Raw genomic sequence first — 21,336 nt, forward strand, 5'->3', positions numbered from 1 at the left:
GGTTGCGGCTGCGGTGGCCGGACGCCTCAGAGGATGGGGCGTCGTCGGCCATCACCCGGCCGATTCACTCGAAGCGTTGCCAGTCCGGCCGGTTGTCGTAGGTGTAGCGATAGTAGTCCGACAACCGCAGCCCTGATGCCGCTGCCTCGTCGACGATGACGGTCGCGTGCTCGTGCAGCTGGAGCGCCGACCCGGGGACGAACGCGCTGAGCGGTCCTTCGACGGCGGCCGCGACGGCGTCGGCCTTCCCCGCACCCTGGGCGACTAACACGAGCTCGCGCGCCTCGAGGATGGTCCCGAGTCCCTGCGTCATGCAGTGGGTCGGTACCTGGTCGGGCGAGTCGAAGAAGCGGGCGTTGTCCTGGCGGGTCTTCGGCGCCAGGGTCTTGATGCGCGTGCGTGACGCGAACGACGACGTGGGCTCGTTGAACCCGATGTGCCCGTTCGACCCGATGCCGAGGATCTGCACGTCGATGCCGCCGGCCTCCGCGATGGCCCGGTCGTACTCCTTCGCGGCGGCCGCGAGGTCTGCGGCGCGACCGTCCGGGACACGGACGCGCGAGGGGTCGAAGCCGAGCGGGGCGACGACCTCGCGCGCGATCACGCTGGCGTACGACTCGGGGTGGTCGGCGGGGATGCCCACGTACTCGTCCAGCGCGAAGCCGCGCGCTTCGGCGAACGACAGCGAGCCCGCCTGCACGCGACGGGCCAGTTCCGTGTAGATGCCCTGCGGGCTGGACCCGGTCGCGAGCCCGATGACGGCCTGGGGCCGCCCGGCGACGATCGACGCGATCTTCGCGCCGGCGACGCGACCGACCTCGGCGGCGTCGGGAAGGATGATGATCTCCACGGTGTCCTCTCGTTCCTGCTCAGGCGCTCGCCGCAGCCACGGCCGAGCGGACGTCGCCCACGTGCGATTCCAGCAGCCGGGCGGCCGTCGCTGCGTCCACGTCGGCGAGGAGCATGACGACCGCGGTCTTGGCGTGGGCGCCGGCCTGCTCCAGGGCGTCGTCGGCGATCGACCGTTCGACCCCGGTGGCGTCCGCGACGATCCGCTGCGCGCGGTCGACGAGCTTCTCGTTCGTCGGCTTCACGTCGACCATCAGATTGGAGAAGACCTTGCCCGAGCGCACCATGGACGCGGTGGACAGCATGTTGCACACGAGCTTCTGTGCGGTGCCGGCCTTCAGACGGGTCGAACCGGTGAGCGCCTCGGGGCCGGTCATCACCTCGATGGCGATGTCCGCCTCGGCGCTGATCCTGGCGTTCCGGTTGCAGGACACGGCGATCGTCCCAGCGCCCAGGTGGCGTGCGTAGCGCAGGCCGCCGATGACGTACGGGGTGCGACCACTGGCCGCGAGACCGACGACGACGTCCGTGGGGCGGAGGTCGGCCGCGATGAGTTCCGAGGCGCCGAGCTCGATGTCGTCCTCAGCACCCTCGACGGCGACGACGAAGGCGTGCTCGCCCCCGGCGATGAGCCCCAGGACTTCGGAGGGATCGGTACCGAAGGTCGGCGGGCACTCGACCGCGTCGAGCAGTCCGATCCGACCGCTCGTCCCCGCACCGAGGTAGATCAGTCGTCCACCCCGCCGACGAGCCTCCGTGATGCGTTCCACGGCGCGCGCGATGCTCGGCAGTTCCGCTCGGACGGCGTCGGCGACGAGTCGGTCCTCGTCATTGATCACCTCGAGCAGCCGGAGCGTGTCCAGCGTGTCGAGGTCGACCGTGCGCGGGTTGCGTCCCTCGGTGGAGAGCGCTGCCAAGGTACTCGATGCTTCAGGCACGAACGGCCCTCCGTTCTGGGTCGGACGGGCTGGCGCCGTCGTAGTGATCCGTGGGGCTGTCGACGGTCATGCTTCGAACCGCAGCGAGCGAGGCGGCCCGTCGAGCGTCCGCGCGGGGAGCGAGTGCCCCGGGACGATCGCGCCGAGGACGCTGCCGTGCGAGGCGCCGGTGGCCGAGGGGAGGGATCCCGCCTGGCCGTTCACCGTCAGGAAGCCGAGGACCGCGAAGGCGAGCGCCTCCTTCGCATCGGACGGGAGGCCCGCTTCGTCGCTGCTGACGACGTCGGCCTCGGGGAGTGCGGCCCGGATGCGCGCGACGAGCTGGGGATTGCGCACCCCACCACCGGCGAGGATGACGCGCTCCACCCCACGTACGGCGTCGGCGACGGTCCGTGCGGTCAATTCGGTCAGGGTCGCGACGAGGTCCTCGATCGGAAGCGTCGGACGGCCGGCGAGCTGCTTGCGGAGGTAGTCGAGGTGGAACAGTTCCTTGCCCGTCGACTTCGGGGCGGGGCGCTGGTAGTACGGCTCGCGCAGGAGGAGGTCGAGCGTCTCCTCGTCGACGGTGCCACGCGCGGCGAGCTCGCCGTCGGCGTCGAACTGCCGGGCGCCGCCGGTGTGCTCGGCGACGACGGCATCGATGAGTGCGTTCGCCGGTCCGCTGTCGAAGGCGATCGGGTCCTGGCCGGGCCGCACGATGGTGGCGTTGGCGATGCCGCCGAGGTTGACTGCCGCTGCGGTCTCGCCACCCAGCCAGAGCGCGTCGATCATGCTGACCAGCGGAGCACCCTGCCCGCCGGCTGCGACGTCACGCGAACGCAGGTCGGCGACGACGGTGCAGCCGGTGCGCTCGGCGATCCAGGCCGGCTGGCCGAGCTGCAGCGTGCCCTCGACCCGGCCGTCCTCGACCCAGTGGTACATCGTCTGGCCGTGGGAGACGATCAGGTCGGCGTCACCGTCGCAGAGCTCCGCGACCGCTCGCACCGCGAGATCGGCGAAGGCCTGCCCGATCCGCGTGTCCAACCGACAGATGTCGTCGACACTGGTGGTCGCCGGTGGCAGGGCTGCGGTGATCGCGGCTCGCAGTTCCGGGTCGTACCCGGCGGTGAGCATCCCGAGCGGGCGGACGACGAGGGTGTCGCCGTCCACGCTGATCTCGGCTGCGGCGGCGTCGATCGCATCGTGCGAGGTGCCGGACATGAGGCCGATGACGCGCATCGGGCGGCTCACTTGCGCAGCTCCGCCCGGTGGGCGTTCCCGCGGAGCGTGCCGATGGCGATCGCGCTCACCAGGCAGGTCGCCATCACGTAGTACGCCGGGACGTCGACGTTGCCGGTGGAGGCGATCAGCGACGTGATGATGAGGCCGGCGCTGCCCGAGAAGACGGCGTTCGAGATCGAGTAGGACAGTCCGAGGCCGGTGTACCGCACGGAGGTGGGGAACATCTCGGCGAGCATGGCGGGGCCCGGGCCCGCGATCAGGCCGACGACCGCTCCGGCGACGAACACGGCGAGGCCGTGGACTCCGACGCCGAGGTCCGGGTTCTGCAGCACGTTGAGCAGGGGCAGCGCCAGGATCACGATGAGCCCGGTGCCGGTGAGCATCACCCAACGCCGACCGATCTTGTCCGACAGCCAGCCGGCCGGGAGGATCGTCGCGGCGAAGCCGGCGTTCGCGAGGACCGTGGAGATCAGTGCTTCCTGGAACGAGGCGTTGAGGCTGCTCTGGAGGTAGGAGGGCATGACGACGAGGAAGGTGTACCCGGCGGCGGACCAGCCCATCAGGCGACCGATCCCCAGGAGGATCGCCTTGGCGGTCTCGGCGGCGCCCGCCCGCACGACCACCGGCTTGGCGACGTCGGTGGTGTCGGCGGCGGCGACCTTCTGGAACTCCGGGGTCTCCTCGAGCTTCAGGCGGAGGAACAGGGCGACCGCGCCGAGGGGGATGGCGAGCAGGAAGGCGATCCGCCAGCCCCACGCCGCCAGATCGGCTTCGGACAGCAGGGATGCCAGCAGCGCGACGGTACCGGCGCCGCCGAGGAGTCCGAGCGCGACCGTGAACGACTGCCACGATCCGTAGAAGCCGCGCTTCCCGGCCGGTGCGAACTCGGTCATGACCGAGACGGCGCCACCGAACTCACCGCCGGCGGAGAGACCCTGCAGGATGCGCACGATCGTGAGCAGGATGGGCGCCGCGATGCCGATGGAGGCGTACGTCGGGAGGATACCGATGAGTGCGGTCGCCCCGGACATCATGACCAGGACGAGGATGAGGGTCGGCTTGCGGCCGATCCGATCGCCGATCCGGCCGAAGAGCGCCGCCCCGACCGGGCGGAAGAAGAAGGCGATCGCGAAGGACGCGTAGGTCGCGATGAGCGACTCGATACCGGTCTGCTGGCCGTCACTGAAGAACTGTGCGGCGAGGATCGTGGCGAGGAACCCGTAGATCCCGAACTCGTACCACTCGATGAAGTTGCCGACGCTGCCGGCGACGATGGCCCGGCGTCGGGCGGTGCTGCTGATCACGTCGCTGCGTGGTGTGGAGCTGGTCACGGGACCTCCCTTGGTTCCTGGATCGTGCATGCCGGCAGCACCCGCGGTACTCCGCTACACGTGTCGGCCAGTCCGCACCTGAGGAGGGCACTGGTCGCGAGTCGGTGCAACAAACATACACAATTCGATCATGGATGGTAATTTCCATACATACTGACCGCGGGTGCCGACGGTACAGTGATGACGGTCGAGAGGAGCACCGATGGGAGCCGACGTCCACCGGACATCACGGGCGGTGTCCACCGAGGTGCGCGCCCGTCTCGACGAACTCCGTCCCTCCGAGCGGCGGATCGCCGAATCGCTGCTCGCCGACCCGGGTGCCTTCGCAACGCGATCGGTCGCCGAGATCGCCGAGGAGGCCTCGACGTCGACGACGACGGTCGTGCGCTTCACGCGCAAGATCGGCTATGACCGCTTCAAGGACTTCCGCCACGACCTGACCGAGGAGAACCTCCGCGAGCGGCTCGCGCTCGCCGGGACGAACGTGCAGTCGCCCGACATCGTCGCCGGAGACAGCCTCGACGACATCGTCGCGAAGGTCGCCGCGAACGAATCCCTCTCGATCGCCGACACCGCACAGGCGCTCGACACGGCAGCCCTCACGCGTGCGGTCGCCGCGGTCGCCGGCGCTCGCCGGGTCGACATCTTCGGTGTCGGAGCGAGCTCCATCGTCGCCGTCGACCTGCAGCGGAAGCTCTCGCGGATCGGGCGCGTGGCGCTCGAATGGCCAGACCCTCATGCCGCCTGGACCGCCGCTGCGATCCTCGACGAGCAGGCGGTCGCCGTCGCGATCTCGCACTCCGGCGCGACCGCTGACACCGTCGACTACCTCCGGCTCGCGGCCCGCTCCGGGGCGACGACCATCGCGATCACCAACCACGCGGAGTCGACCCTGGCGACCAGCGCGGACATCGTCCTCCAGACGTCCGCGCGGGAGACGGCGTTCCGGTCTGGGGCGCTCGGCAGTCGGATCGCACAGCTGATGGTCGTCGACTGTCTCTTCATCGGTGTCGCCCAGGTCGACGCTGAAGCGTCCATCGGTGCGCTGCAGCGGACCTTCGACGCGGTCCGGGAGCGTCGCTCCTCCGAGTGATGCCGGTGCCGGGCCCTCTGCACAGCAGGGCGTCGACCGCGAGGGTTGCCATCGCGACCGGCCTGGCTAGAGCATCCCGGTCAGCACTCCGCCGTCCGCGCGGAGGGCCGCACCGTTCGTCGCCGACGCCAGTGGGCTCGCGAGGTAGGCCGCCAGCGAGGCGATCTCCTCGGGCTCGATGAAGCGTTCAAGCAGCGTGGTGGTGTTGCGACCGATGATCGAGGCCTTCACGGCGTCGACCGGCGCGGCCTGGTCGGCGGCGATCGACTCGATCGTCGTGGCGACGCCGTCCGAGTAGGTCGGGCCGCCGAGGATCGTGTTGACCGTCACGGCGGTGCCGCGGGTCAGCTTCGCGAGTCCGTTGCCGAGGGCGACCATCGCCGCCTTCGTGACGCCGTAGTGGATCATGTCGGCGGGGATGTTCACGCCGGACTCGCTGCTGATGAAGAGGATGCGCCCCCAGCCACGATCCAACATGCCTGGCAGGGCGTGCCGGGACAGTCGAACGCCGCTCATCAGGTTGACCTCGAGGACGTTGGACCAGTCGTCGTCCGAGATGGACTCGAACTGCGCGAGACCGAACTGGCCCACGTTGTTCACGAGGATGTCCACGGCGCCGAGGTCACCGAGCAGTCGCTCGACGGAGGCGGGATCGGCGAAATCCGCGACGATCCCGTCGTGGCCGGCATCGGGGTGCGTGCGCCGAAGCTCGGCGACCGTATCCTGCACCGCCTGCTCGGAGCGCCCGTTCACGATGACGTGTGCGCCTTCGGCGGCGAGCCTCCGCGCGACGGCGGCACCGATGCCGCCGGTCGATCCGCTGATGAAGGCCGTCTTGCCGCGGAGTTGTAGGTCCATGTCGTCTCCCTCTGTTGGCGATACGCCGCCTCACTTGCTCAGGCAAGTCACTCTAGGTCGGTTCACTTGCTCAAGCAAGTTGAATAGGCTTGCTTCATGACCGAATCCGCCGAACATCCTGGCCTCAGCGGCGAGCGGCTCGCGGCCTGGGCCTCAGTCGCCACCTTGGTGGAGCGGCTTCCCGCGGCACTCGACGCCCAGCTGCAGCGAGACAGCGGGCTGAGCCACTACGAGCACGGGCTGCTCTTCGCGCTCGACACCGCCCCGGACCGCACACTCCGGATGAGCACGCTCGCCTCGTACGCGAGCAGCACGCTCTCGCGGCTCTCCCGCGCGGTCTCGCGACTCGAGAAGCAGGGCTGGGTGCGACGCGAGGTCGACCCCACCGATGGTCGGTTCACCCTCGCCGTCCTCACGGACGACGGCCACGCGCACGTCGCCCGGTCCACGCCGGCGCACCACGCCCTCGTCGAGGAGCTCGTCTTCGGCTCGCTCACGGAGGCGCAGGTGCGGCAACTGGCCGAGATCAGCGCGAGGATCGCGACGACGATCGATCCGACCGTGCCGTGGGCGCCGTCCGAGTGAACCTCGGAAAGACGTCCTTGTGGGCGCGCTCACGCCGGGCGTAGCTTGACCGCATGAGCCTCTTCATCACGTGTCCGGTCGAGAGCGTCGAACGCGCGACCGCCTTCTACGACGCCCTCGGCTGGACCCGCAACGCGGCGATGTCCTCTGACCAGGTCTCCTGTTTCGAGATCGCTCCCGGGCAATACGTCATGCTCGGGAGCCGAGAGATGTACGCGAGCGTCGGCGGCACCGAGGAGCTGATCGGCGGACCGGACACGCCCTCGAAGGTGACGGTCTCCTTCGACCTCGGCAGTCGCGAGGCGGTCGACGAGCTCGTCGAGCGGGCCGGCGCCTCGGGTGGACGGATCGGCGACACCGACGACTACCCGTTCATGTACCAGCGCCAGTTCGACGACCCCGACGGGTACCACTACTCGCCGTTCTGGATGAAGCCCGACGCCGAGCCGACCGCCTGAGTGACCTCCCCGCGACACGGCGCGGCGAGCAGGTCGCCGGGCGCGAGGTCGCGGGGGAGCAGCACGCGCTGCTCGGTTCCTGCCGCGCTGTCGAGGTGGAACGACACTGTGTGCGTCGTCGACGCTCGCCCGATCAGTCGGAGTTCCGACCAGCACGGCTCGACGTCTGCGAGACAGGCGTCGAGGGTGAGGTGATGACCGCCCTCGCCGAACGCCGCAGCGACGACGCGCATGACGACCACGGAGGTTTGCTCGACGGGCGAGGGGCATCCGCCTGTGCCGGGGATCACCGCTGCCGCCGAGTGGACGCACGGGGTTCCGCACTGCTCGACCAGGCGCAGCATCGGAACGTCGTCGACGATCACGTCCGTAGTGCTGAGGTGGGTGTGTGCCGGCCAGCGGTCGGGGAGGAACGGGTCCGGGATGCTGCGGCGGAGTGAAGGCAGGATCGTCGTGAGGGTCATGACCTCCGGTCTACGCCTCGCATTCTGCCCGAGTACCAGTCCTCACGGGATCCATACATCGTTCCCCGGAACCCAGACGGTCTCCTCACGTCGCGCGCGGGCGAGGGGGCATCGGGCCCCGACCATGGCTGGCATCTCCTGTCAGAGTTCGCGCGCGAACGACACCGTCGTGGCCGTGCGTCCGGTCTCGGCGAGTCCCGCCTTCAGGAGGACCCGCTGGGATGCGAGGTTGGTGACGTCGGTCTCCGCGGCCGCCCGTTCTGCGCCATGCGCTGCGGCGAACGACAGTGCGCCGGCGACCGCTTCCGTCGCGAGTCCGACCCCGCGAGCAGCGGGAACGAGACCGTAGCCGAACTCGACGCGGCCATCGCTGTCGGGCGGACCGAAGAAGCCGAAGCCACCGACGGCCGACCCGTCGGCATCACGGATGAGGTACATCGTGAAGATCGGGTCGCCGTCGGTCGATTCCGCGAGGCCACGGAGCGGGCCGAGCTCGTCGGCGAAGGGGTACTCCGGGTGCCAGGCGTCACCGTCGCGCTCATCGCGTTCGACGATGCGTCGCGCGAGCGCCGGGGAGATCGGTTCGAGGGTGGTTCGTTCGGTGCGGATGATCATCGACGCCAGTCTGGCAGGGGCCAGACACGCATGATCGCCATGCGGTATCGGCCGGTCTGACGCCGCCGCCCAGAGCGCCCGTTCTGCTCTTGACCGGAGCGTCAGGGGACGGATTGCGCACTCTCGGTGGCCTCCTCGAGGACCTCCAGCTCGTGACGCACGTGGTCGAGCGCATCCCCGGGGTGGCGATGCTGCAGATCGTGCAGCATGAACCGGCAGGCCCAGATGCGTGCGGCCGTCGACGCCTCGTCGAGGTTCGCGCCGTCGGTCCAGCCCGCGAGGAACGCCCGCCACACCGGCTGGTCGAGCAGCGGTATGGCGTGCGGGTCCAGCCGGAAGATGGCGGAGGTCCTGGCCCGGTCGTAGTCCGGCGACCCGGCTGCGGCGTTGGTCCAGTCGATGACGGCGGTCACGCGGTCGTCCGGCCCCAGCAGGATGTTCAACGGGTGGAGATCGAGATGCAGGAGCGAGCGCTTGCCGTCGATGGAGGCGAACGCCGGAGGGGCGGTGACCGTCCACAGCGCCGCCTGCGCACGACCGCAGGCCAGACCCCTCGTGAAGGCCCGCTCGGCGGTCACGCCGTTGAGATCGGCGGCGACGGTGCCGTCGACCCGCTCGATGAGCGCGGCTGCCCATGGTCCACTGTCGGTCGGGACGAAGGTGCCGACGGTCGCCGGAACCGGCACCGCCACGGAGGCTGCGTTCGCAGCGGCGAGTTCGTGCGCGATCGTCTCCGGGGAGCCGAGGCGCAGCACGACGTCGTCGGTACCGAACACCCGCCCGGTCATCCCGCCGAGCGGCTCGAGGCATTCATGATCGAGCCCGAAATGGGCGCTCGCTTCGATGAGGGCGCGATGGAATCCGCGCTCGTTGTCGTCGACCATCACGTCATCGTAGGTGAAGCGCGCCATCTGGTCACGGCTGTCGTCACCGTCTCCCCGATGACGAGCGGGTCGTGGCTGAGCGGCGCTGCCATGCCACTGTCGCAACGATGAGGACGGTCGTGATCGCCAGGCCCAGGACCGCTCCCATCGCGACATCATGGACGTAGTGCACGCCTTGCACGACCCGGCCGGCGGCGACGAGCGCCGCCAGCGCGAGCGCCGAGCATGTGACCCACCAACGGCCGACGGCGATCGCTATGACGACGGTCGCTCCGAACGCGAGCGTCGCGTGATTCGACGGCAGTGACCAGTCGCCGGCCGGCGGGCATTCGGTCGCGATCGACCACCGGGTGCATGGTCGAGGTTGGGCGAAGAGGAGTTTCAGTCCCTCGCTCGCGGCGTAGGCGAGGCCGACCCCGGCGGCGCCGGCGAGCAGCCGCGCCCGCCGTTCCGGGTGGCGGACCCAGGCGAACGCAGCCGTCGACATCGTCGTCGCCGCCAGGAGTGCGAGGCCGATCTCCGAGGCGAGTTCGACGTTCGGGATGGCCGAGCCGAGGGCGGCGAGCCAGCGCGTGCCGACGACGCTGACGCTGCCCGGCGCTGGGGCGATGAGGAGGGTGAGAGCGAAGAGGGTCACCGCAGCGAACGGTAGGAGGGCGCGGCGATGCGGGATAGAAAGCGGCATGCCTCGACCGTATGGACTTGCCACCGGCATCGCATCGGACTCCGGATGGCCCTGATGTCGGCACCGAGTCGGATGTGGAGAGCGCTGAGATCGTGCAACCGGCGCGCTCAGTGCTGCAGTTGTGTGGTCGGAAGCCGGCGCGCACCGAGACCGACGGGCTATACCGCGCCACGAGGCACGACAGCCGGGAGAGGATGGACGCATGACCGCTCTCCACGGAATCGATATCGCCGCCGAACTCCGACAGGTCGAGGCCCATTGGACTCCTCGAGTGGTCGGGCGGGTCAACGATCAATACGTGAAGGTGGCGAAGCTCCTCGGCCAGTTGGTCTGGCACGACCACGCGAACGAAGACGAGATGTTCCTCGTCGTCTCGGGCACGCTCCGTATCCAGCTCCCCGACGATGAGGAGGTCGTGCTCACGCCGGGCCAGTTCTTCGTGGTGCCGCGGGGCGTGCAGCACAATCCCATCGCCGACGAGGAGGTCGAGATCGTCTTGATCGAGACCGTCACGACCGCGCACACCGGCGACGTGATCGTCGAGGGCACGGTGCCCGTCGAGCGTCAGCTGGGCGACTTCCGCTGACGACATGATCGCCGGACGGCACGCGACCGTAGGGTGGGCGGATGCCTGTTCCGGATGAATCACGTTGGACCACGCTCGGGAAGACGACGGTCCACCGAGGTCGGGTCACCTTGGTCGATCACGAGGTCCGATTGCCGGACGGGTCGCGATCGAGGTATCTCGTCGACGAGAGCATTCCCTTCTCCGTCGCCTCGCTGATCATCGACGGCGACGACGTGCTCCTCGCCCGGCAGTACCGATACCCGCTCGACCGCTGGATCCACGACCTGCCGGGCGGTGCAGGTCGAACAGACGAAGCCCCGCTCGATGCCGCCCGGCGTGAGCTCGAAGAAGAGCTCGATATCGTTCCGGACGACCTCCGACCGCTGCACACCTTCTTCATGAACCCGGGGCGAGCGTCCTGGCCGACACACCTGTTCATCTCGACTCGAGGCATCCGCCCCGGCCTGGCAGACCTGTCGGATCCCGCGGAGCAGGTGCGGCTCGTGCGCATCCCGCTGTCCGAGCTCGACGCGCTGATCGCCACCGGAGCGATCGTCGACCCGCCGCTCATCGTCGCCCGAGCCGTGGCGGCGGCCCAGGGCATCCTCCCGCCGCTGGGAGTGGCAAACGAGTAACGATCTCGCTGAACGCATCTGACCGAGAGCTCGAGCAGGCGGCACCGGTCGGGCTCCCTCGATTCGGGTACGCTCGCGGCGTGAACGAAGACGAGACGCTCGTCCACGTGACGCACGACGCGCCGTGGCTTCCCCCGGGAGGCCGGGCCGAGGTGGTCCGCCGGACGACGCCACCCCGGCCGATGTCGGTCGTACGCTTGCTCCTCCGCCACTCCGACCGGGTGTTCTGCGTGCCGAGGCAGGGGACAGGTCGGCTCGATCTCCCGATGCTCGAGGCCGCATCCGATGATGTCGACGGCACGGCGGCCGTTCGTGAACTGGTGCAACGCATCACCGGTGAGCACACGGGCATGCACCTCATCGGCGCCGTACGCAACGTCGTGGAGGCACCGGCCGACGGATACGACTGGCCGGCGCCGGTCGCCCACTTCGGCGTGTGGGCTTCGGACGCGACTCCGATGGCGGACGGCACATGGGTGCGTCTCGACGATGACGAGCATCAGCTGCGCGACCGACACTGGTACCCGTTGGTGAGCTGAGCCGACAGCTCAGCGCGGCGACCTGACTGGAACGAGACAGTCGACCTCGCCCTCGCGCCGGTAGTGCTCGATCTGGGGACGGCTCTCGTCGTGATCGGCGAGGTCGAAGAGCACGTCGAAGGCGTCGGCGATCTGCGCGTAGACGCCGGGCGCCTCGCCGCGAAGACGCAGCCTGAGGTAGTCGCCGCCGGGGATCACGGTCTCGTCCAGGCCGAGCGGGTTGTCAGCATCCCGGTCCAGCCGCGCGGACGCCATGCGGTACCTGTCACTTCCTCCGTAGACCAGGCCCATCATCCTGCGGCCCCGCAACGAGTCGAACGAGTTCTCGAACGCCGGCCAAGCCGCCTGCACCTGCTCGATGTCGAGTGCGACGTCCTGACTGAGAGCGGCGATGTCGTCGAGCGTCACGACGTCGAGCCGGCCGAGCTCATGCGTCATCGGGAAGTGCGTCATGCCTCGTGTCTAACACGTGCCGCCGTGGTAGGAAGGTGCCCATGCGCCGCGCCGTCAGCACTCTCCTCGCCCTTTGTCTCGTCGGCGCACTGGCGGGGTGTGGTGTGTTCGACCGAGGGCCGAGCTACGAGTCTGCCAAGGAACAAGCGCTCTCCCTGCGTCAGGAGTTCGAAGCGACGTTGCCGGACGGAGCGTCGACAGTGAGCCAGAACGACGTGGACCTCGCCTGCAGCGGCGGTGCCGTCCAGTACGACGGCAGCATCACCGTGAGCGTCGCGGAGGACTTCGATCGCAACGCCTGGTTGGACGAGGCTGCAGCGATGTATGCCGACAGGGCGGCCTGGAAGGTCGAGAAGGTGGTCGCAGCCGACGACTCCTCAGACCTCACGAGCGGCGTCTCCTTCATCTCCGATGACGGCTACTACGTGCGTCTCGACGAATTCGCTGACACGTCCGAGTGGGGGCCGGTCATCGTCCTGTCCGCGTCCGGTCCGTGTGTGCGTCGCTGAGCCGAGCGTCCGTCCAACAGCAACTCGCGGAATCCGCCGATGGGTCGGCCATCACACGAACGGCGCACCCGAGGACTCCCCGGGTGCGCCGTCCGTCTCCGGTGGTGGTTCCCTTACTGCTCGATGAAGGCGAGGAGGTCGGGGTTGATGATGTCGGCGTGGGTGGTCAGCATGCCGTGCGGGAAGCCCTCGTAGACCTTGAGGGTCGCGTTGCTGAGGAGCTCGGCCTGCTTGATGACCGCGTCCTTGTATGGCACGACCTGGTCGTCATCGCCCTGCATGCAGAGGACCGGCACGGAAATCGCCTTGAGGTCGTCGGTCTGGTCGGTCTCGGAGAACGCCTTGATGCCCTCGTAGTGCGCCACGGCACTGCCGGTCATGCCTTGACGCCACCAGTTGTCGATCACGGGCTGGGACACGGTGACACCGTCTCGGTTGAATCCGTAGAACGGGCCCGAAGCCACGGCCTGGAAGAACTCCGCCCGGTTCGCGGCGAGCGCGCTCCGGAAGCCGTCGAAGACCGAGATGGGTGTCCCTTCGGGGTTGGCGTCGGTCTGCACCATCAGCGGAGGCACGGACGAGACCAGGACCGCCTTCGCCACACGACCCTGCGGTTCGCCGTACTTGGCGACGTACCGCGCGACCTGACCGCCACCCGTCGAGTGGCCGATGTGGACGACGTTGCGCAGGTCGAGGTGCTCGACGACCGCCGACACGTCGCTGGCGTAGTGGTCCATGTCGTGGCCGGACCCGATCTCCGAGGACCGCCCGTGTCCACGTCGATCGCTGGCCACGACGCGGTACCCCTTCGACAGGAAGAAGAGCACCTGCGCGTCCCAGTCGTCCGACGACAGCGGCCAACCGTGGTGGAACATGATGGGCTGCGCCGCCGGGTCGCCCAGATCCTTGTAGTAGATTTCCGTGCCGTCGTCCGTTGTCACGAATGGCATGACTGACCTCCAAGCTCATGTCGAGCCAAGCCGTGCTCGGAACGACTCTCGCGAATTCCACTTCCACGGAATGTGGGAGCGCGACCACGGTAACGCGACGAAGCGGCGGTTTCGACGGCCGGCTGAAAGTCCCGACACCTGTCCAAACCGGTTGCCGCAGACGTCCAGTTCCGGGCATGCGGACGGCGATCCTCGGGACCGACCCGTCCTGAGGGGAAGGCCGCTGCTAGCCTCGGACCATGGTCGGTCTGCTCGAACTCCTGGCGCGCACGTTCGCGCTGCTCGGAGCAGGGAGCAGCAGCGGGAACGTCGTGATTCCGGCCCTCATGGTGTTCGGGTTCATCGGGGCCGTTTCCGCGGCGGCTGTCCTCATCGCCGTCATCCTGCAGGTGCGCGTGACGCTCAGGCCACGCACCGGTCCGGTTGAACTGCGCGAGGTCGAGAACCTGCGCGTGCTGGTGACGCACAACAACCCCGACGCACCGGGGCACGTCCGGTCTCGAGCGCCCGGAAGCGCGATCGTGACCGCCAGAACGGCCGGGTTCAGCGTGCAGTAGCGCCCCCGGTGGTCCGTGGCGGTCGAACGATCCTCTCCCGTTCTCGATCGAAGGACTCACCCATGGACCTCTCCACCATCCCGTTCGTCTCCGCCATCCTCGACGGCCTCGCCGGCTTCGTCGCAGCGACCGGCGACGTCCTCGAACCGCTTGCCGGCTCGTGGGCGCCGTTGCTCGCCATCGTCGTCCTCACCGTGCTCGTCCGGCTGGTCCTGTTGCCGGTCGGCGTCTCGCAGGTGCGCGCCGAACGCACCAGGCGCCGTCTCGCTCCTGAGCTCGCGGCCCTCCGGAAGCGTTACGTCGGCCGCCCCGAGGAGCTGAACCGCGCGGTCATCGAGCTCTACCAGCGCCACGGCACCTCGCCGGTCGCGGGCTGCCTGCCGCTCCTCGCGCAGGCACCGGTGGTCTCGGCGGTGTACGCGTTGTTCGTCCATCAGGACATCGCCGGTCATGCCAACACGTTGCTCTCCGCAGTGGTCGGGGGTGTTCCGCTCGGCTCGAACCTGTTCCAGCTGATCGGCACCACGGTCACGGCGATCTGGCCGTTCCTCGTCGTCCTGCTGCTCCTCGGCCTCGCGATCGAACTCACGAGGCGGGCGAGCGAACGATGGGTGGCCGTCCCGGACGAAGCTGCAGCGGTGCGGACGCCTGCTCCCGCCGGCGCCGCCGCGATCGCACCCATCATGCGCTGGCTCCCGTTCCTTTCGGTCGGCTTCGCGGCCATCGTCCCGTTCGCGGCCGCCGTCTACCTCGCGACGAGCGCACTGTGGACGGTCACGGAGCGGGCGGTGCTCCGACGCGCGCTCCGCGACCCGTTCGCACCTGCGGTCTGAGTGCGCACCCGTCCGAGAGTGCCCGTTCTGCTCGCTGAGCGTGCTCGGAAGAGCAGAACTGGCACTCTCGGCGGCGAGCATCAGTCGGTCGTCACTCGCTCGGGATCTGCAGCGATCCGTCCATCGGCCCACCCCACTCGGTGGTGTATCGCAGGATGAATGTGCCGTCCGCGAGCTCGTCGACCCGGTACTCATCACCGAGGAAGGCGCCGCGGTGCTCGTACGACGGAGCATCGGGGAAGTTCAGCGTCGGTGTGCGGTCGAAGGTGAATCCGTTGCCGTGATGCAAGGAGTACGACGAGGTCATGCTCAATGGCACGTATTCGCACACGGCCCAGTCGCGGGAGCCGTCCGGCATCGTGAGCACTGTGCACGCGGTCGGTGAATGGACGAACAGCAGCACCAAGCCGACGGGCAGGATGAGCAGGCCGGTCACGACCAGGAGGACGAACGCCTGGATCGGATGACCGTCGGAGCCACGGTTGACCATGGTCCGCAGGGAGCCAGCCAACGCGATCACGGCTGCGGTGCCGAGCAGCCAAGCGATGAGCCACTCGCCGTCGACCGGGGCGAGCAGCAGCGCCCGATCGCCGTTGAGGATGGCGTGGGTGAGTCCGGCGACGAACACGCACCCGATGAACACCCACGCTGCCACCCGCCACCGCGAGGGTCGGCGTCGTGTCGTCAGGGTGACGTGCATGGGGTCGAGCGTACGGCCTCGCAGATTGGGGAGCGATGTTGTGGCGCAGGCATTCGGCGAGGAACGCGTCGTTGAGCCGTGCGCCCGGCGCGCCCCAGGTCCTCGCATCTCCTTCACGCCGACTGCGCGGTCGCCGCGCGTGCCTGGCAAGATGCGTCCATGAGAAGTCATCACGTGAGCCGGGTCATCAGCGCCTCGCCGGATGCCGTCTACGAGTACGCGTCGGACATTGACAACCTCCCGCGGTGGGCGGCCGGTCTCGCGCAGGCCGAGGTGGTGCGCGAAGGTGACTCGCTGTTCGTCGAGTCGCCGATGGGTCGGGTGGAGGTCCGGTTCGTCGAGCGCAACCGCTTCGGCGTGCTCGACCACGACGTGACCCTGCCGTCCGGGACCGTGGTGACCAACCCGGTGCGCGTCCTGGCCCATCCGGAGGGTGCCGAGGTGGTGTTCACCGTGCGCCAGATCGAGCTGGACGACGACGCGTTCGCGCGGGACGTGGCGATGGTCACGGCGGACCTCGAGCGCCTCGATCGTCGGCTCACCGGGCAGGAGTGATCGGCGCACGCCCGACCTGGCCCTGGTCTCGTCGGTTCGTGCGCCGTCGTTCCGGATCTCGCGATAGCGTCCTCCCATGGACTCGCTCGTGCAGCAACGGCTCGCCTTCGAACGGGATCGCACCGTCGGCTGGGTGATGATCACGATCGGTCTGCTCTTCGTGGCCGGCTCCGCCTGGTTCGCGACCGCGGGCACCCCGCTCAGCTGGGCGATGGCGGTGTTCTGGACCGTCTGGGCGTGCTTCGGCATCCGGCGGGTGGCGACTTCGCGTCGGACGCAGCAGGCGTTCGAGCGGGAGCACGGCACGACCGCCGGCGTTCGTCGATGAAGCGGGGCGTCGCCGTCGCTCTCATCGGTGGGCTGGTGCTCGGGCTCGTGGGGTGCGCCTCCGCTCCTCCGTCCCCTTCGGCTTCGCCGAGCTCCCCAACCTCGGCGCCAACGTCGGCCCCGCCCACGTCGATGCCCGACCGGTCCGTCGAGTTCCAAGTCTTGGAGGCCGAGTTCGGCGCGCGCGTCGGCGTGAGCGCCGTCGACACCGGGACCGGTGCCCGGTTGTCCTACCGCGCGGACGAGCGTTTCGGATATGCCTCGACGATCAAGGCGCTCGCCGCAGCGGTCTTCCTCCACGAGGTTCGCGGTTCGGCGCGTGAAGAAGTCGTCACCTGGTCGGCTGAGGATGTCGAGGCGGCCGGCTATTCGCCGGTGACGAGTGAACAGGTCGAGACCGGCCTGACTCTGTCGCAGCTCGCCGAGGCCGCCGTCCGGCGGAGCGACAACACGGCCCTCAACCTCGTCCTCGCGCGGATCGGTGGGCCCGCCGCGTTGGACGCCGGCCTCGTCGCGCTCGGCGATGAGGTGACCGAGGTCGTCAACGCGGAGCCGCTGTTGAACGTGATCGAACCGGGCAGCACCGATGACACCACCACCCCTGCCGCGTTCACCGACGACCTGACCCGCCTCGTCGACGGCTCCTACCTGGAGCCCTCCGACCGGGGGACGGTCCTCGCCTGGATGAGCGGCAACGCGACGGGCGACACGCTGATCCGGGCCGGTGCTCCGGCGGGATGGCAGGTGGCCGACAAGTCCGGGGGCGCCGGTGGGATCCGGAACGACATCGCGATCATCGACCGGCCGGGCGGCGACCCGGTCGTCCTGACCATCCTCACGAACACACTCGACCCGGACGCCGAGTACGACGACGCGTTGGTCGCGGAGGCTGCGAGAGTCGCGCTCGCCGCCTTCGAGCAGTAGGTGATGACCCGGCTTTCCCAGCTTCGCTCGGCATGATCCACACATGACGACACCGGTGCTCGCTGTGATCTGCTCCCTCGGCATCGTGGCGCCCATGCTGTTGGGGCTGTTGCGAAGTCAGCGTCACCGGAGCGCTCGTCCGGAGGATCCGACCCGCGGGGCGATCGGTCGCGGACCGACCGCTTCGCGATGAGCCGCTGGTCGCGGCGTCACGCGACCTGACGCGGCTCCGGCAGGATCTCCGCCCGTCCGAACCGCCCCAGCAGGAGCAGCAGGAGCGCGCCGCCCGAGAGGAGCCCGTCCGCCACTCCGGCGGGCAGCATGAAGATCATCAGCACCAGCGTCACGGCGCAGTTCACGAGTGACAGCGCGAAGCCCCACTGCCGATTGCGGAGGACGCCGATCGCTCCGATCGTCCTGAGCGCACCGAAGACACCGCCCATGAACATCATGAGACCGAGGTTGTCGTCGAGGTAGGGGAGCGCGAAGACGTGGATCCCCGTCGGGAGATCGTCTGGCGCAACGTCGAGGATCAGGAGTACCGGCAGCGCCAGGGCGACCAGCCCCTCCATCAGGACACCCTGCAGCAGGAGCAGGATGCCTGCGGCTCGGAGCTGTCGACGTCGCACCACCTGGTCGTGGCCTGAAGCGCGAGTCGGATCGGGCCCGGGCAGCAGTGTCGGTGATGCGGTTCGCTCGGCCATACTGCGACGCTAGTCAGGCGATGGCGGCCGGCACATCGACCATCCGGTGGATCGGTGATCCGTCCTGTGCGGATCACCGACCCGACGCTTACGGGATGAGTCGCTGCTCCCGCAGGTCCTGGAAGATCCGGAGGAACATCGTCTCCGTGTCGACGTACTCGTGGAAGCCGGCTCGGCGGGACTTCGAGGTGTCGGCGATGACGTCGTAGTCCCACGTGAAGACGAAGTCACCGAACGCCCACGACGACACCTCGGCGTAGCTGGTGGGCGCGAGGCCGTGCCGCTCGACCATCGCGTTCCACAGGGCCTCCTTGTCGGCCATCACCTCGGCGAGGCTCATCTCGAGTGGCGGCGCGACGTCGAGGTCGAAGAAGGCGGCGATCTTCGGCCACATCGACGACCACCGGAACAGGTCGCCGTTCGTGATGTTGAACGCCTCGTTTCGGGCATGCTCCGTGGTCGCCGCCCACACGGTGGCCTTCGCGAGGAGGTCGGCGTCCGTCATCTCGATCAGGCTCGTGTACGCGCCGGGCTTGCCGGGGAAGCGCAACGGGATGCCCAGTTCCTTGCTCATGGACGCGTAGACGGCGATCACCATCGCCAGGTTCATCGGGTTGCCCAGGCCGATCCCGGCGACGACCGACGGCCGCAACGCCGACCACGACCAGGCCGCCCCGACCTGGCGGCGCTCGAGGAACTGCTGCTGGTCGACGTTGAACTCCGGCGGCATGTGCGGCGGGTCGGACTCCTTCGCGGGTGTCGCGAAGGGTCCCAGGTGCGCGCCGTAGACCTTGTAGCCCTGCATCAGGCTGATGTGCTCGAGGCCCGGCGCGACGGGTTCGACGGCATCGACGACGTTGGTGAGCATCGCGAGGTTCGGCTCGACGAGCTCGGCCCAGCTGGGGCGGTCCTGGTACGCGGCGTAGAACAGGTGCGTCACCTCCGACAGGCCCTGCAACTGGTGGATGGTCGCGTCGCGGTCGAGCAGGTCCACCGCGAGGTGCCTGACGGATCCCCGGTCGGCACCGCCGCGTCGGGACAACCCGATCACGTCCCAGCCGAGCCCCTCGAGATGGATGATCAGGTTCCCGCCGATCACTCCACGGGCTCCGACCACCAGTGCTGTGTGCTGTGTCATGACATCTCCATCGTTAGATCGCGATTTACCGATCCACAGTGTTGCACAACATCGTCGATTCGCGATATTGCGATATGGTCGACGTATGACGAACGCTGACGAGTTGGACCTGGTGGCGGTCTTCAAGGCGCTCGGTCACCCGACGCGCCTGGCCATCCTGGGGTGGTTGAAGGATCCCGAGTCGTTCCCGCCGCAGGATCAACCGGCGGCCGAGGTCGGCGTATGCCTCAAGCACATCCAGGCGAGGGCCGAGGTGTCGCAGTCGACCGCCTCGCAGTTCATGGCCACGCTCCAGCGCGCCGGCCTCGTGACGTGCACCCGGATCGGCCAGTGGTCGCACTATCAGCGCGACGAGGCCGCGATCGAAGCGCTCGGTCGGCGGCTGTCCTTCGACCTCTGATCGCTGCAGGAGGTCAGGACGGCCTGCAGCTGCAGGGGCACGTGCGCGACGGGGTGCGCGTCCGTAGGATGTTCGCGTGATCCTGTCTCGCACGCCGGTGCTTCTGTCGGTCGGACTGTTGGCCGCCTCGATGTTGCTGAGCGCCTGCGCTCCAGCGAGCACGTCTCCGACCGAGGGTGCACCACCCGCGACGTCGTCGGAGGCGCCCACGGCGAGGGCTTCACCCCTCCCCGATGCTGCTTCCACCGCGATGGGAGCGGTCGATGGTTTCCTCGCCTGGCTCGACGCCTCGCGGAAGCCCGACCCTGAGACCGCGTGCCGCCAACTGTCGCCGGAGCTCGTGATCCGCATGCTGGCGGAACTCAATGCGCAGAGCCCGGTGCAGGCCGGTACCTGCGAGGAGATGATCAACACCACCGCCGAGCTCTACCGGGCGACCGGCCAGGATCCCGCCGTCGACATCGCCGTGCAGGAGGAGACTGCAACGGCTGCCACGCTGTTCGTCACCTACCTGTCCTCGGGTGACTGCGGCACGGTCGTGATGGAGCGCCCCGGCACCGACTGGATCATCACCGAGCTGTCGCAGGAGTGTGCGGGGTAGGCCTTGACCTTGCACCGGGGTGCAGGGTCGACAGTGAGGACATGACTTCCTCGATCGTGCGACGCACCGTGCGCCTGTCCGCCCTCTACGACCTCGTCGTCACCGCCGGGTTCGCCCTACCCTTCACCGCACCGACGCTGTTCGCCGGATTGGGCGTCATCCACTCCGCACTGGCACTTCCCGGAGTCGTTCCCGACCCTGGAGACGTGTTCGCGGTGATGTTCGCCAACCTCATGGGTTCGCTCGTGGTGGTCTGGTCGGCCTTCCGCCTGGTGCGCCCGACGTGGGCGGCCGGTGTGGCCGACACGGCCGGGAGGTTGCTCTTCTCGCTCGGCATGGGGGCCGCGTTGCTGCATGGCGCGTCACTGCTGGTCCTCGGGATGCTCGTGTTCGAGCTGGTCTGGGCGGTCGTCCAGGGCAGCGTCATGCTGTCGGCTCGCCGGGCGGCCTTGGCCTAGGGTCGGCTTGTGCGTATCGCTGAGCTGGCCCGGCTGGCCAAGGTGAAGGTGTCCACCGTCCGGTTCTACGAACGGTCCGGTGTGCTCGCCGAGCCCGAACGGACCACCGGCGGCTATCGCGACTATCGGCAGACCGATGTCGTCCGCCTCCGGTTCCTCCGTCGCGGCCAGGAGCTCGGGTTCACGCTGGCGGAGCTCCATGACTTCGACCGGCTGTCCCAAGCGGTGCGGAGCGGAGGTGCCTCCGCCGGTGACGTCGCCGCGGCGGCGGCGCAGAAGCTGCAGGAGATCGACGAGAAGGTCGCCGACCTGCAACGGACGCGTTCCGCCATCTCGGATCTGCTCGATGCCCAGTGTGTCGATCCGTCGGTGCCGTGCCCGATCGTCAGAGCGCTCGCCGGCGTAGTGGAGGCCGAGTCGTCCTGATGAGGTCGCCGCGGAGCTCCCGCCGCCCTCATCCTGCGCCACCGCGACCTCGAGCGCAGTGAGCTCGACGTTGGTTGT

The 21,336-nt window shown here is 68.8% G+C and carries 30 protein-coding genes; 16 read left to right on the plus strand and 14 right to left on the minus strand.

Going from position 1 to position 21,336, the window contains the following annotated elements:
• Window positions 1-64: 64 nt before the first annotated feature.
• The 4 genes from nagB to ACQ3HE_RS12630 form a co-directional block, all read right to left on the minus strand.
• Window positions 65-850: a glucosamine-6-phosphate deaminase gene (gene nagB, locus ACQ3HE_RS12615; protein ID WP_430893024.1), complete on the minus strand. Its 786-nt coding sequence runs from the start codon at window positions 848-850 to the stop codon at window positions 65-67.
• A 19-nt stretch (window positions 851-869) separates the two neighbouring features.
• The gene (murQ, locus tag ACQ3HE_RS12620) at window positions 870-1,766 is read right to left on the minus strand and encodes an N-acetylmuramic acid 6-phosphate etherase (RefSeq protein WP_430893026.1); all 897 of its coding nucleotides are present in this window, start codon (window positions 1,764-1,766) and stop codon (window positions 870-872) included.
• A gap of 87 nt (window positions 1,767-1,853) precedes the next feature.
• Window positions 1,854-3,017 carry an anhydro-N-acetylmuramic acid kinase gene (locus tag ACQ3HE_RS12625; RefSeq protein WP_430893028.1) on the minus strand — a complete coding sequence of 388 codons (1,164 nt, stop codon included), beginning with the start codon at window positions 3,015-3,017 and terminating at the stop codon, window positions 1,854-1,856.
• Entirely contained in the window at window positions 3,014-4,339 is a 1,326-nt protein-coding gene (locus ACQ3HE_RS12630) for an MFS transporter (protein ID WP_430893029.1), read from the minus strand. Before ACQ3HE_RS12630 ends, ACQ3HE_RS12625 begins: the two co-directional genes overlap by 4 nt.
• A gap of 202 nt (window positions 4,340-4,541) precedes the next feature.
• Between ACQ3HE_RS12630 and ACQ3HE_RS12635 the strand changes: the two genes are divergently transcribed.
• Window positions 4,542-5,432: a MurR/RpiR family transcriptional regulator gene (locus ACQ3HE_RS12635; protein WP_079704219.1), complete on the plus strand. Its 891-nt coding sequence runs from the start codon at window positions 4,542-4,544 to the stop codon at window positions 5,430-5,432.
• A 66-nt stretch (window positions 5,433-5,498) separates the two neighbouring features.
• Here the strand turns inward: ACQ3HE_RS12635 and ACQ3HE_RS12640 are convergent, their stop codons facing one another.
• The gene (locus tag ACQ3HE_RS12640) at window positions 5,499-6,290 is read right to left on the minus strand and encodes an SDR family NAD(P)-dependent oxidoreductase (RefSeq protein WP_430893030.1); all 792 of its coding nucleotides are present in this window, start codon (window positions 6,288-6,290) and stop codon (window positions 5,499-5,501) included.
• A 96-nt stretch (window positions 6,291-6,386) separates the two neighbouring features.
• Here ACQ3HE_RS12640 and ACQ3HE_RS12645 point away from each other — a divergent pair, with 96 nt between their 5' ends.
• Both ACQ3HE_RS12645 and ACQ3HE_RS12650 read left to right on the plus strand, forming a co-directional pair.
• Window positions 6,387-6,875 carry a MarR family winged helix-turn-helix transcriptional regulator gene (locus tag ACQ3HE_RS12645; RefSeq protein ID WP_430893031.1) on the plus strand — a complete coding sequence of 163 codons (489 nt, stop codon included), beginning with the start codon at window positions 6,387-6,389 and terminating at the stop codon, window positions 6,873-6,875.
• Window positions 6,876-6,928: 53 nt separating this feature from the next.
• On the plus strand, window positions 6,929-7,333 hold the full coding sequence (locus tag ACQ3HE_RS12650; protein ID WP_430893032.1) for a VOC family protein: 405 nt from the start codon (window positions 6,929-6,931) through the stop codon (window positions 7,331-7,333).
• On the opposite strand, the gene ACQ3HE_RS12655 is transcribed toward ACQ3HE_RS12650, so the two are convergent.
• The 4 genes from ACQ3HE_RS12655 to ACQ3HE_RS12670 form a co-directional block, all read right to left on the minus strand.
• Window positions 7,288-7,797 carry a hypothetical protein gene (locus ACQ3HE_RS12655; protein ID WP_430893033.1) on the minus strand — a complete coding sequence of 170 codons (510 nt, stop codon included), beginning with the start codon at window positions 7,795-7,797 and terminating at the stop codon, window positions 7,288-7,290. The two genes, ACQ3HE_RS12650 and ACQ3HE_RS12655, sit on opposite strands and share 46 nt — an antisense overlap.
• A 141-nt stretch (window positions 7,798-7,938) precedes the next feature.
• Window positions 7,939-8,412, minus strand: a complete 474-nt coding sequence (locus ACQ3HE_RS12660; protein WP_430893034.1) for a GNAT family N-acetyltransferase — start codon at window positions 8,410-8,412, stop codon at window positions 7,939-7,941.
• Window positions 8,413-8,513: 101 nt separating this feature from the next.
• Window positions 8,514-9,296: a phosphotransferase gene (locus tag ACQ3HE_RS12665; protein WP_430893035.1), complete on the minus strand. Its 783-nt coding sequence runs from the start codon at window positions 9,294-9,296 to the stop codon at window positions 8,514-8,516.
• A 43-nt stretch (window positions 9,297-9,339) separates the two neighbouring features.
• Complete coding sequence (locus ACQ3HE_RS12670; protein WP_159876366.1) at window positions 9,340-9,933, minus strand: phosphatase PAP2 family protein; 594 nt, start codon at window positions 9,931-9,933, stop codon at window positions 9,340-9,342.
• A gap of 250 nt (window positions 9,934-10,183) precedes the next feature.
• Here ACQ3HE_RS12670 and ACQ3HE_RS12675 point away from each other — a divergent pair, with 250 nt between their 5' ends.
• The 3 genes from ACQ3HE_RS12675 (at window position 10,184) to ACQ3HE_RS12685 (ending at window position 11,723) form a co-directional block, all read left to right on the plus strand.
• A complete protein-coding gene (locus ACQ3HE_RS12675) occupies window positions 10,184-10,567 on the plus strand; it encodes a cupin domain-containing protein (RefSeq protein ID WP_079704208.1) in 384 nt (127 codons plus the stop codon).
• Between the two features lie 41 nt (window positions 10,568-10,608).
• Complete coding sequence (locus ACQ3HE_RS12680) at window positions 10,609-11,184, plus strand: NUDIX hydrolase (RefSeq protein ID WP_430893036.1); 576 nt, start codon at window positions 10,609-10,611, stop codon at window positions 11,182-11,184.
• A gap of 80 nt (window positions 11,185-11,264) precedes the next feature.
• Window positions 11,265-11,723, plus strand: a complete 459-nt coding sequence (locus tag ACQ3HE_RS12685; protein ID WP_430893037.1) for an NUDIX hydrolase — start codon at window positions 11,265-11,267, stop codon at window positions 11,721-11,723.
• 9 nt (window positions 11,724-11,732) lie between these two features.
• Here the strand turns inward: ACQ3HE_RS12685 and ACQ3HE_RS12690 are convergent, their stop codons facing one another.
• Window positions 11,733-12,176: a GyrI-like domain-containing protein gene (locus ACQ3HE_RS12690; protein WP_430893038.1), complete on the minus strand. Its 444-nt coding sequence runs from the start codon at window positions 12,174-12,176 to the stop codon at window positions 11,733-11,735.
• Between the two features lie 41 nt (window positions 12,177-12,217).
• Between ACQ3HE_RS12690 and ACQ3HE_RS12695 the strand changes: the two genes are divergently transcribed.
• On the plus strand, window positions 12,218-12,685 hold the full coding sequence (locus tag ACQ3HE_RS12695; protein WP_430893039.1) for an LptM family lipoprotein: 468 nt from the start codon (window positions 12,218-12,220) through the stop codon (window positions 12,683-12,685).
• Window positions 12,686-12,798: 113 nt separating this feature from the next.
• Here the strand turns inward: ACQ3HE_RS12695 and ACQ3HE_RS12700 are convergent, their stop codons facing one another.
• On the minus strand, window positions 12,799-13,635 hold the full coding sequence (locus tag ACQ3HE_RS12700; RefSeq protein WP_430893040.1) for an alpha/beta fold hydrolase: 837 nt from the start codon (window positions 13,633-13,635) through the stop codon (window positions 12,799-12,801).
• 239 nt (window positions 13,636-13,874) lie between these two features.
• On the opposite strand from ACQ3HE_RS12700, the gene ACQ3HE_RS12705 reads away from it, so the two are divergent.
• Window positions 13,875-14,192, plus strand: a complete 318-nt coding sequence (locus ACQ3HE_RS12705; protein WP_430893041.1) for a DUF6412 domain-containing protein — start codon at window positions 13,875-13,877, stop codon at window positions 14,190-14,192.
• A 62-nt stretch (window positions 14,193-14,254) separates the two neighbouring features.
• Window positions 14,255-15,025, plus strand: coding sequence for a membrane protein insertase YidC (gene yidC / locus ACQ3HE_RS12710; protein WP_430893042.1), 771 nt, complete (start codon window positions 14,255-14,257; stop codon window positions 15,023-15,025).
• 91 nt (window positions 15,026-15,116) lie between these two features.
• Here the strand turns inward: yidC and ACQ3HE_RS12715 are convergent, their stop codons facing one another.
• Window positions 15,117-15,725 carry a hypothetical protein gene (locus ACQ3HE_RS12715; RefSeq protein ID WP_430893043.1) on the minus strand — a complete coding sequence of 203 codons (609 nt, stop codon included), beginning with the start codon at window positions 15,723-15,725 and terminating at the stop codon, window positions 15,117-15,119.
• Window positions 15,726-15,899: 174 nt separating this feature from the next.
• Between ACQ3HE_RS12715 and ACQ3HE_RS12720 the strand changes: the two genes are divergently transcribed.
• The 3 genes from ACQ3HE_RS12720 (at window position 15,900) to bla (ending at window position 17,531) form a co-directional block, all read left to right on the plus strand.
• Window positions 15,900-16,280 carry an SRPBCC family protein gene (locus tag ACQ3HE_RS12720; RefSeq protein WP_430893044.1) on the plus strand — a complete coding sequence of 127 codons (381 nt, stop codon included), beginning with the start codon at window positions 15,900-15,902 and terminating at the stop codon, window positions 16,278-16,280.
• Window positions 16,281-16,356: 76 nt separating this feature from the next.
• Window positions 16,357-16,608: a hypothetical protein gene (locus ACQ3HE_RS12725; RefSeq protein WP_430893045.1), complete on the plus strand. Its 252-nt coding sequence runs from the start codon at window positions 16,357-16,359 to the stop codon at window positions 16,606-16,608.
• A gap of 131 nt (window positions 16,609-16,739) precedes the next feature.
• On the plus strand, window positions 16,740-17,531 hold the full coding sequence (bla, locus tag ACQ3HE_RS12730; protein WP_430893046.1) for a class A beta-lactamase: 792 nt from the start codon (window positions 16,740-16,742) through the stop codon (window positions 17,529-17,531).
• Window positions 17,532-17,740: 209 nt separating this feature from the next.
• Here bla and ACQ3HE_RS12735 read toward each other — a convergent pair whose 3' ends face one another.
• Complete coding sequence (locus ACQ3HE_RS12735) at window positions 17,741-18,235, minus strand: hypothetical protein (RefSeq protein WP_430893047.1); 495 nt, start codon at window positions 18,233-18,235, stop codon at window positions 17,741-17,743.
• Between the two features lie 88 nt (window positions 18,236-18,323).
• Window positions 18,324-19,373 (minus strand): SDR family oxidoreductase, encoded by a 1,050-nt coding sequence (locus ACQ3HE_RS12740; RefSeq protein ID WP_430893048.1) that lies wholly within the window; start codon window positions 19,371-19,373, stop codon window positions 18,324-18,326.
• A gap of 85 nt (window positions 19,374-19,458) precedes the next feature.
• On the opposite strand from ACQ3HE_RS12740, the gene ACQ3HE_RS12745 reads away from it, so the two are divergent.
• From ACQ3HE_RS12745 to ACQ3HE_RS12760, 4 genes are all read left to right on the plus strand, one after another.
• A complete protein-coding gene (locus ACQ3HE_RS12745) occupies window positions 19,459-19,773 on the plus strand; it encodes an ArsR/SmtB family transcription factor (protein WP_430893049.1) in 315 nt (104 codons plus the stop codon).
• A 76-nt stretch (window positions 19,774-19,849) separates the two neighbouring features.
• Window positions 19,850-20,374, plus strand: coding sequence for a hypothetical protein (locus ACQ3HE_RS12750; RefSeq protein WP_430893050.1), 525 nt, complete (start codon window positions 19,850-19,852; stop codon window positions 20,372-20,374).
• 41 nt (window positions 20,375-20,415) lie between these two features.
• Window positions 20,416-20,832 carry a hypothetical protein gene (locus ACQ3HE_RS12755; RefSeq protein WP_430893051.1) on the plus strand — a complete coding sequence of 139 codons (417 nt, stop codon included), beginning with the start codon at window positions 20,416-20,418 and terminating at the stop codon, window positions 20,830-20,832.
• Between the two features lie 9 nt (window positions 20,833-20,841).
• Complete coding sequence (locus ACQ3HE_RS12760) at window positions 20,842-21,258, plus strand: MerR family transcriptional regulator (RefSeq protein WP_430893052.1); 417 nt, start codon at window positions 20,842-20,844, stop codon at window positions 21,256-21,258.
• The last annotated feature ends 78 nt before the right edge of the window (window positions 21,259-21,336 follow it).

The organism is Plantibacter auratus (assembly GCF_050587365.1).
Taxonomy (GTDB): Bacteria; Actinomycetota; Actinomycetes; order Actinomycetales; family Microbacteriaceae; genus Plantibacter; species Plantibacter auratus.

Bases quoted from the DNA above. Each gene is read 5' to 3' on its own strand.
- ACQ3HE_RS12635 (WP_079704219.1), top strand. From the start codon at position 4,542: ATGGGAGCCGACGTCCACCGGACATCACGGGCGGTGTCCACCGAGGTG.
- ACQ3HE_RS12640 (WP_430893030.1), bottom strand. From the start codon at position 6,290: ATGGACCTACAACTCCGCGGCAAGACGGCCTTCATCAGCGGATCGACC.
- ACQ3HE_RS12645 (WP_430893031.1), top strand. From the start codon at position 6,387: ATGACCGAATCCGCCGAACATCCTGGCCTCAGCGGCGAGCGGCTCGCG.
- ACQ3HE_RS12650 (WP_430893032.1), top strand. From the start codon at position 6,929: ATGAGCCTCTTCATCACGTGTCCGGTCGAGAGCGTCGAACGCGCGACC.
- ACQ3HE_RS12655 (WP_430893033.1), bottom strand. From the start codon at position 7,797: ATGACCCTCACGACGATCCTGCCTTCACTCCGCCGCAGCATCCCGGAC.
- ACQ3HE_RS12660 (WP_430893034.1), bottom strand. From the start codon at position 8,412: ATGATCATCCGCACCGAACGAACCACCCTCGAACCGATCTCCCCGGCG.
- ACQ3HE_RS12665 (WP_430893035.1), bottom strand. From the start codon at position 9,296: ATGGTCGACGACAACGAGCGCGGATTCCATCGCGCCCTCATCGAAGCG.
- ACQ3HE_RS12675 (WP_079704208.1), top strand. From the start codon at position 10,184: ATGACCGCTCTCCACGGAATCGATATCGCCGCCGAACTCCGACAGGTC.
- ACQ3HE_RS12680 (WP_430893036.1), top strand. From the start codon at position 10,609: ATGCCTGTTCCGGATGAATCACGTTGGACCACGCTCGGGAAGACGACG.
- ACQ3HE_RS12690 (WP_430893038.1), bottom strand. From the start codon at position 12,176: ATGACGCACTTCCCGATGACGCATGAGCTCGGCCGGCTCGACGTCGTG.
- ACQ3HE_RS12695 (WP_430893039.1), top strand. From the start codon at position 12,218: ATGCGCCGCGCCGTCAGCACTCTCCTCGCCCTTTGTCTCGTCGGCGCA.
- ACQ3HE_RS12700 (WP_430893040.1), bottom strand. From the start codon at position 13,635: ATGCCATTCGTGACAACGGACGACGGCACGGAAATCTACTACAAGGAT.
- ACQ3HE_RS12705 (WP_430893041.1), top strand. From the start codon at position 13,875: ATGGTCGGTCTGCTCGAACTCCTGGCGCGCACGTTCGCGCTGCTCGGA.
- yidC (WP_430893042.1), top strand. From the start codon at position 14,255: ATGGACCTCTCCACCATCCCGTTCGTCTCCGCCATCCTCGACGGCCTC.
- ACQ3HE_RS12715 (WP_430893043.1), bottom strand. From the start codon at position 15,725: ATGCACGTCACCCTGACGACACGACGCCGACCCTCGCGGTGGCGGGTG.
- ACQ3HE_RS12725 (WP_430893045.1), top strand. From the start codon at position 16,357: ATGGACTCGCTCGTGCAGCAACGGCTCGCCTTCGAACGGGATCGCACC.
- bla (WP_430893046.1), top strand. From the start codon at position 16,740: ATGCCCGACCGGTCCGTCGAGTTCCAAGTCTTGGAGGCCGAGTTCGGC.
- ACQ3HE_RS12735 (WP_430893047.1), bottom strand. From the start codon at position 18,235: ATGGCCGAGCGAACCGCATCACCGACACTGCTGCCCGGGCCCGATCCG.
- ACQ3HE_RS12740 (WP_430893048.1), bottom strand. From the start codon at position 19,373: ATGACACAGCACACAGCACTGGTGGTCGGAGCCCGTGGAGTGATCGGC.
- ACQ3HE_RS12745 (WP_430893049.1), top strand. From the start codon at position 19,459: ATGACGAACGCTGACGAGTTGGACCTGGTGGCGGTCTTCAAGGCGCTC.
- ACQ3HE_RS12755 (WP_430893051.1), top strand. From the start codon at position 20,416: ATGACTTCCTCGATCGTGCGACGCACCGTGCGCCTGTCCGCCCTCTAC.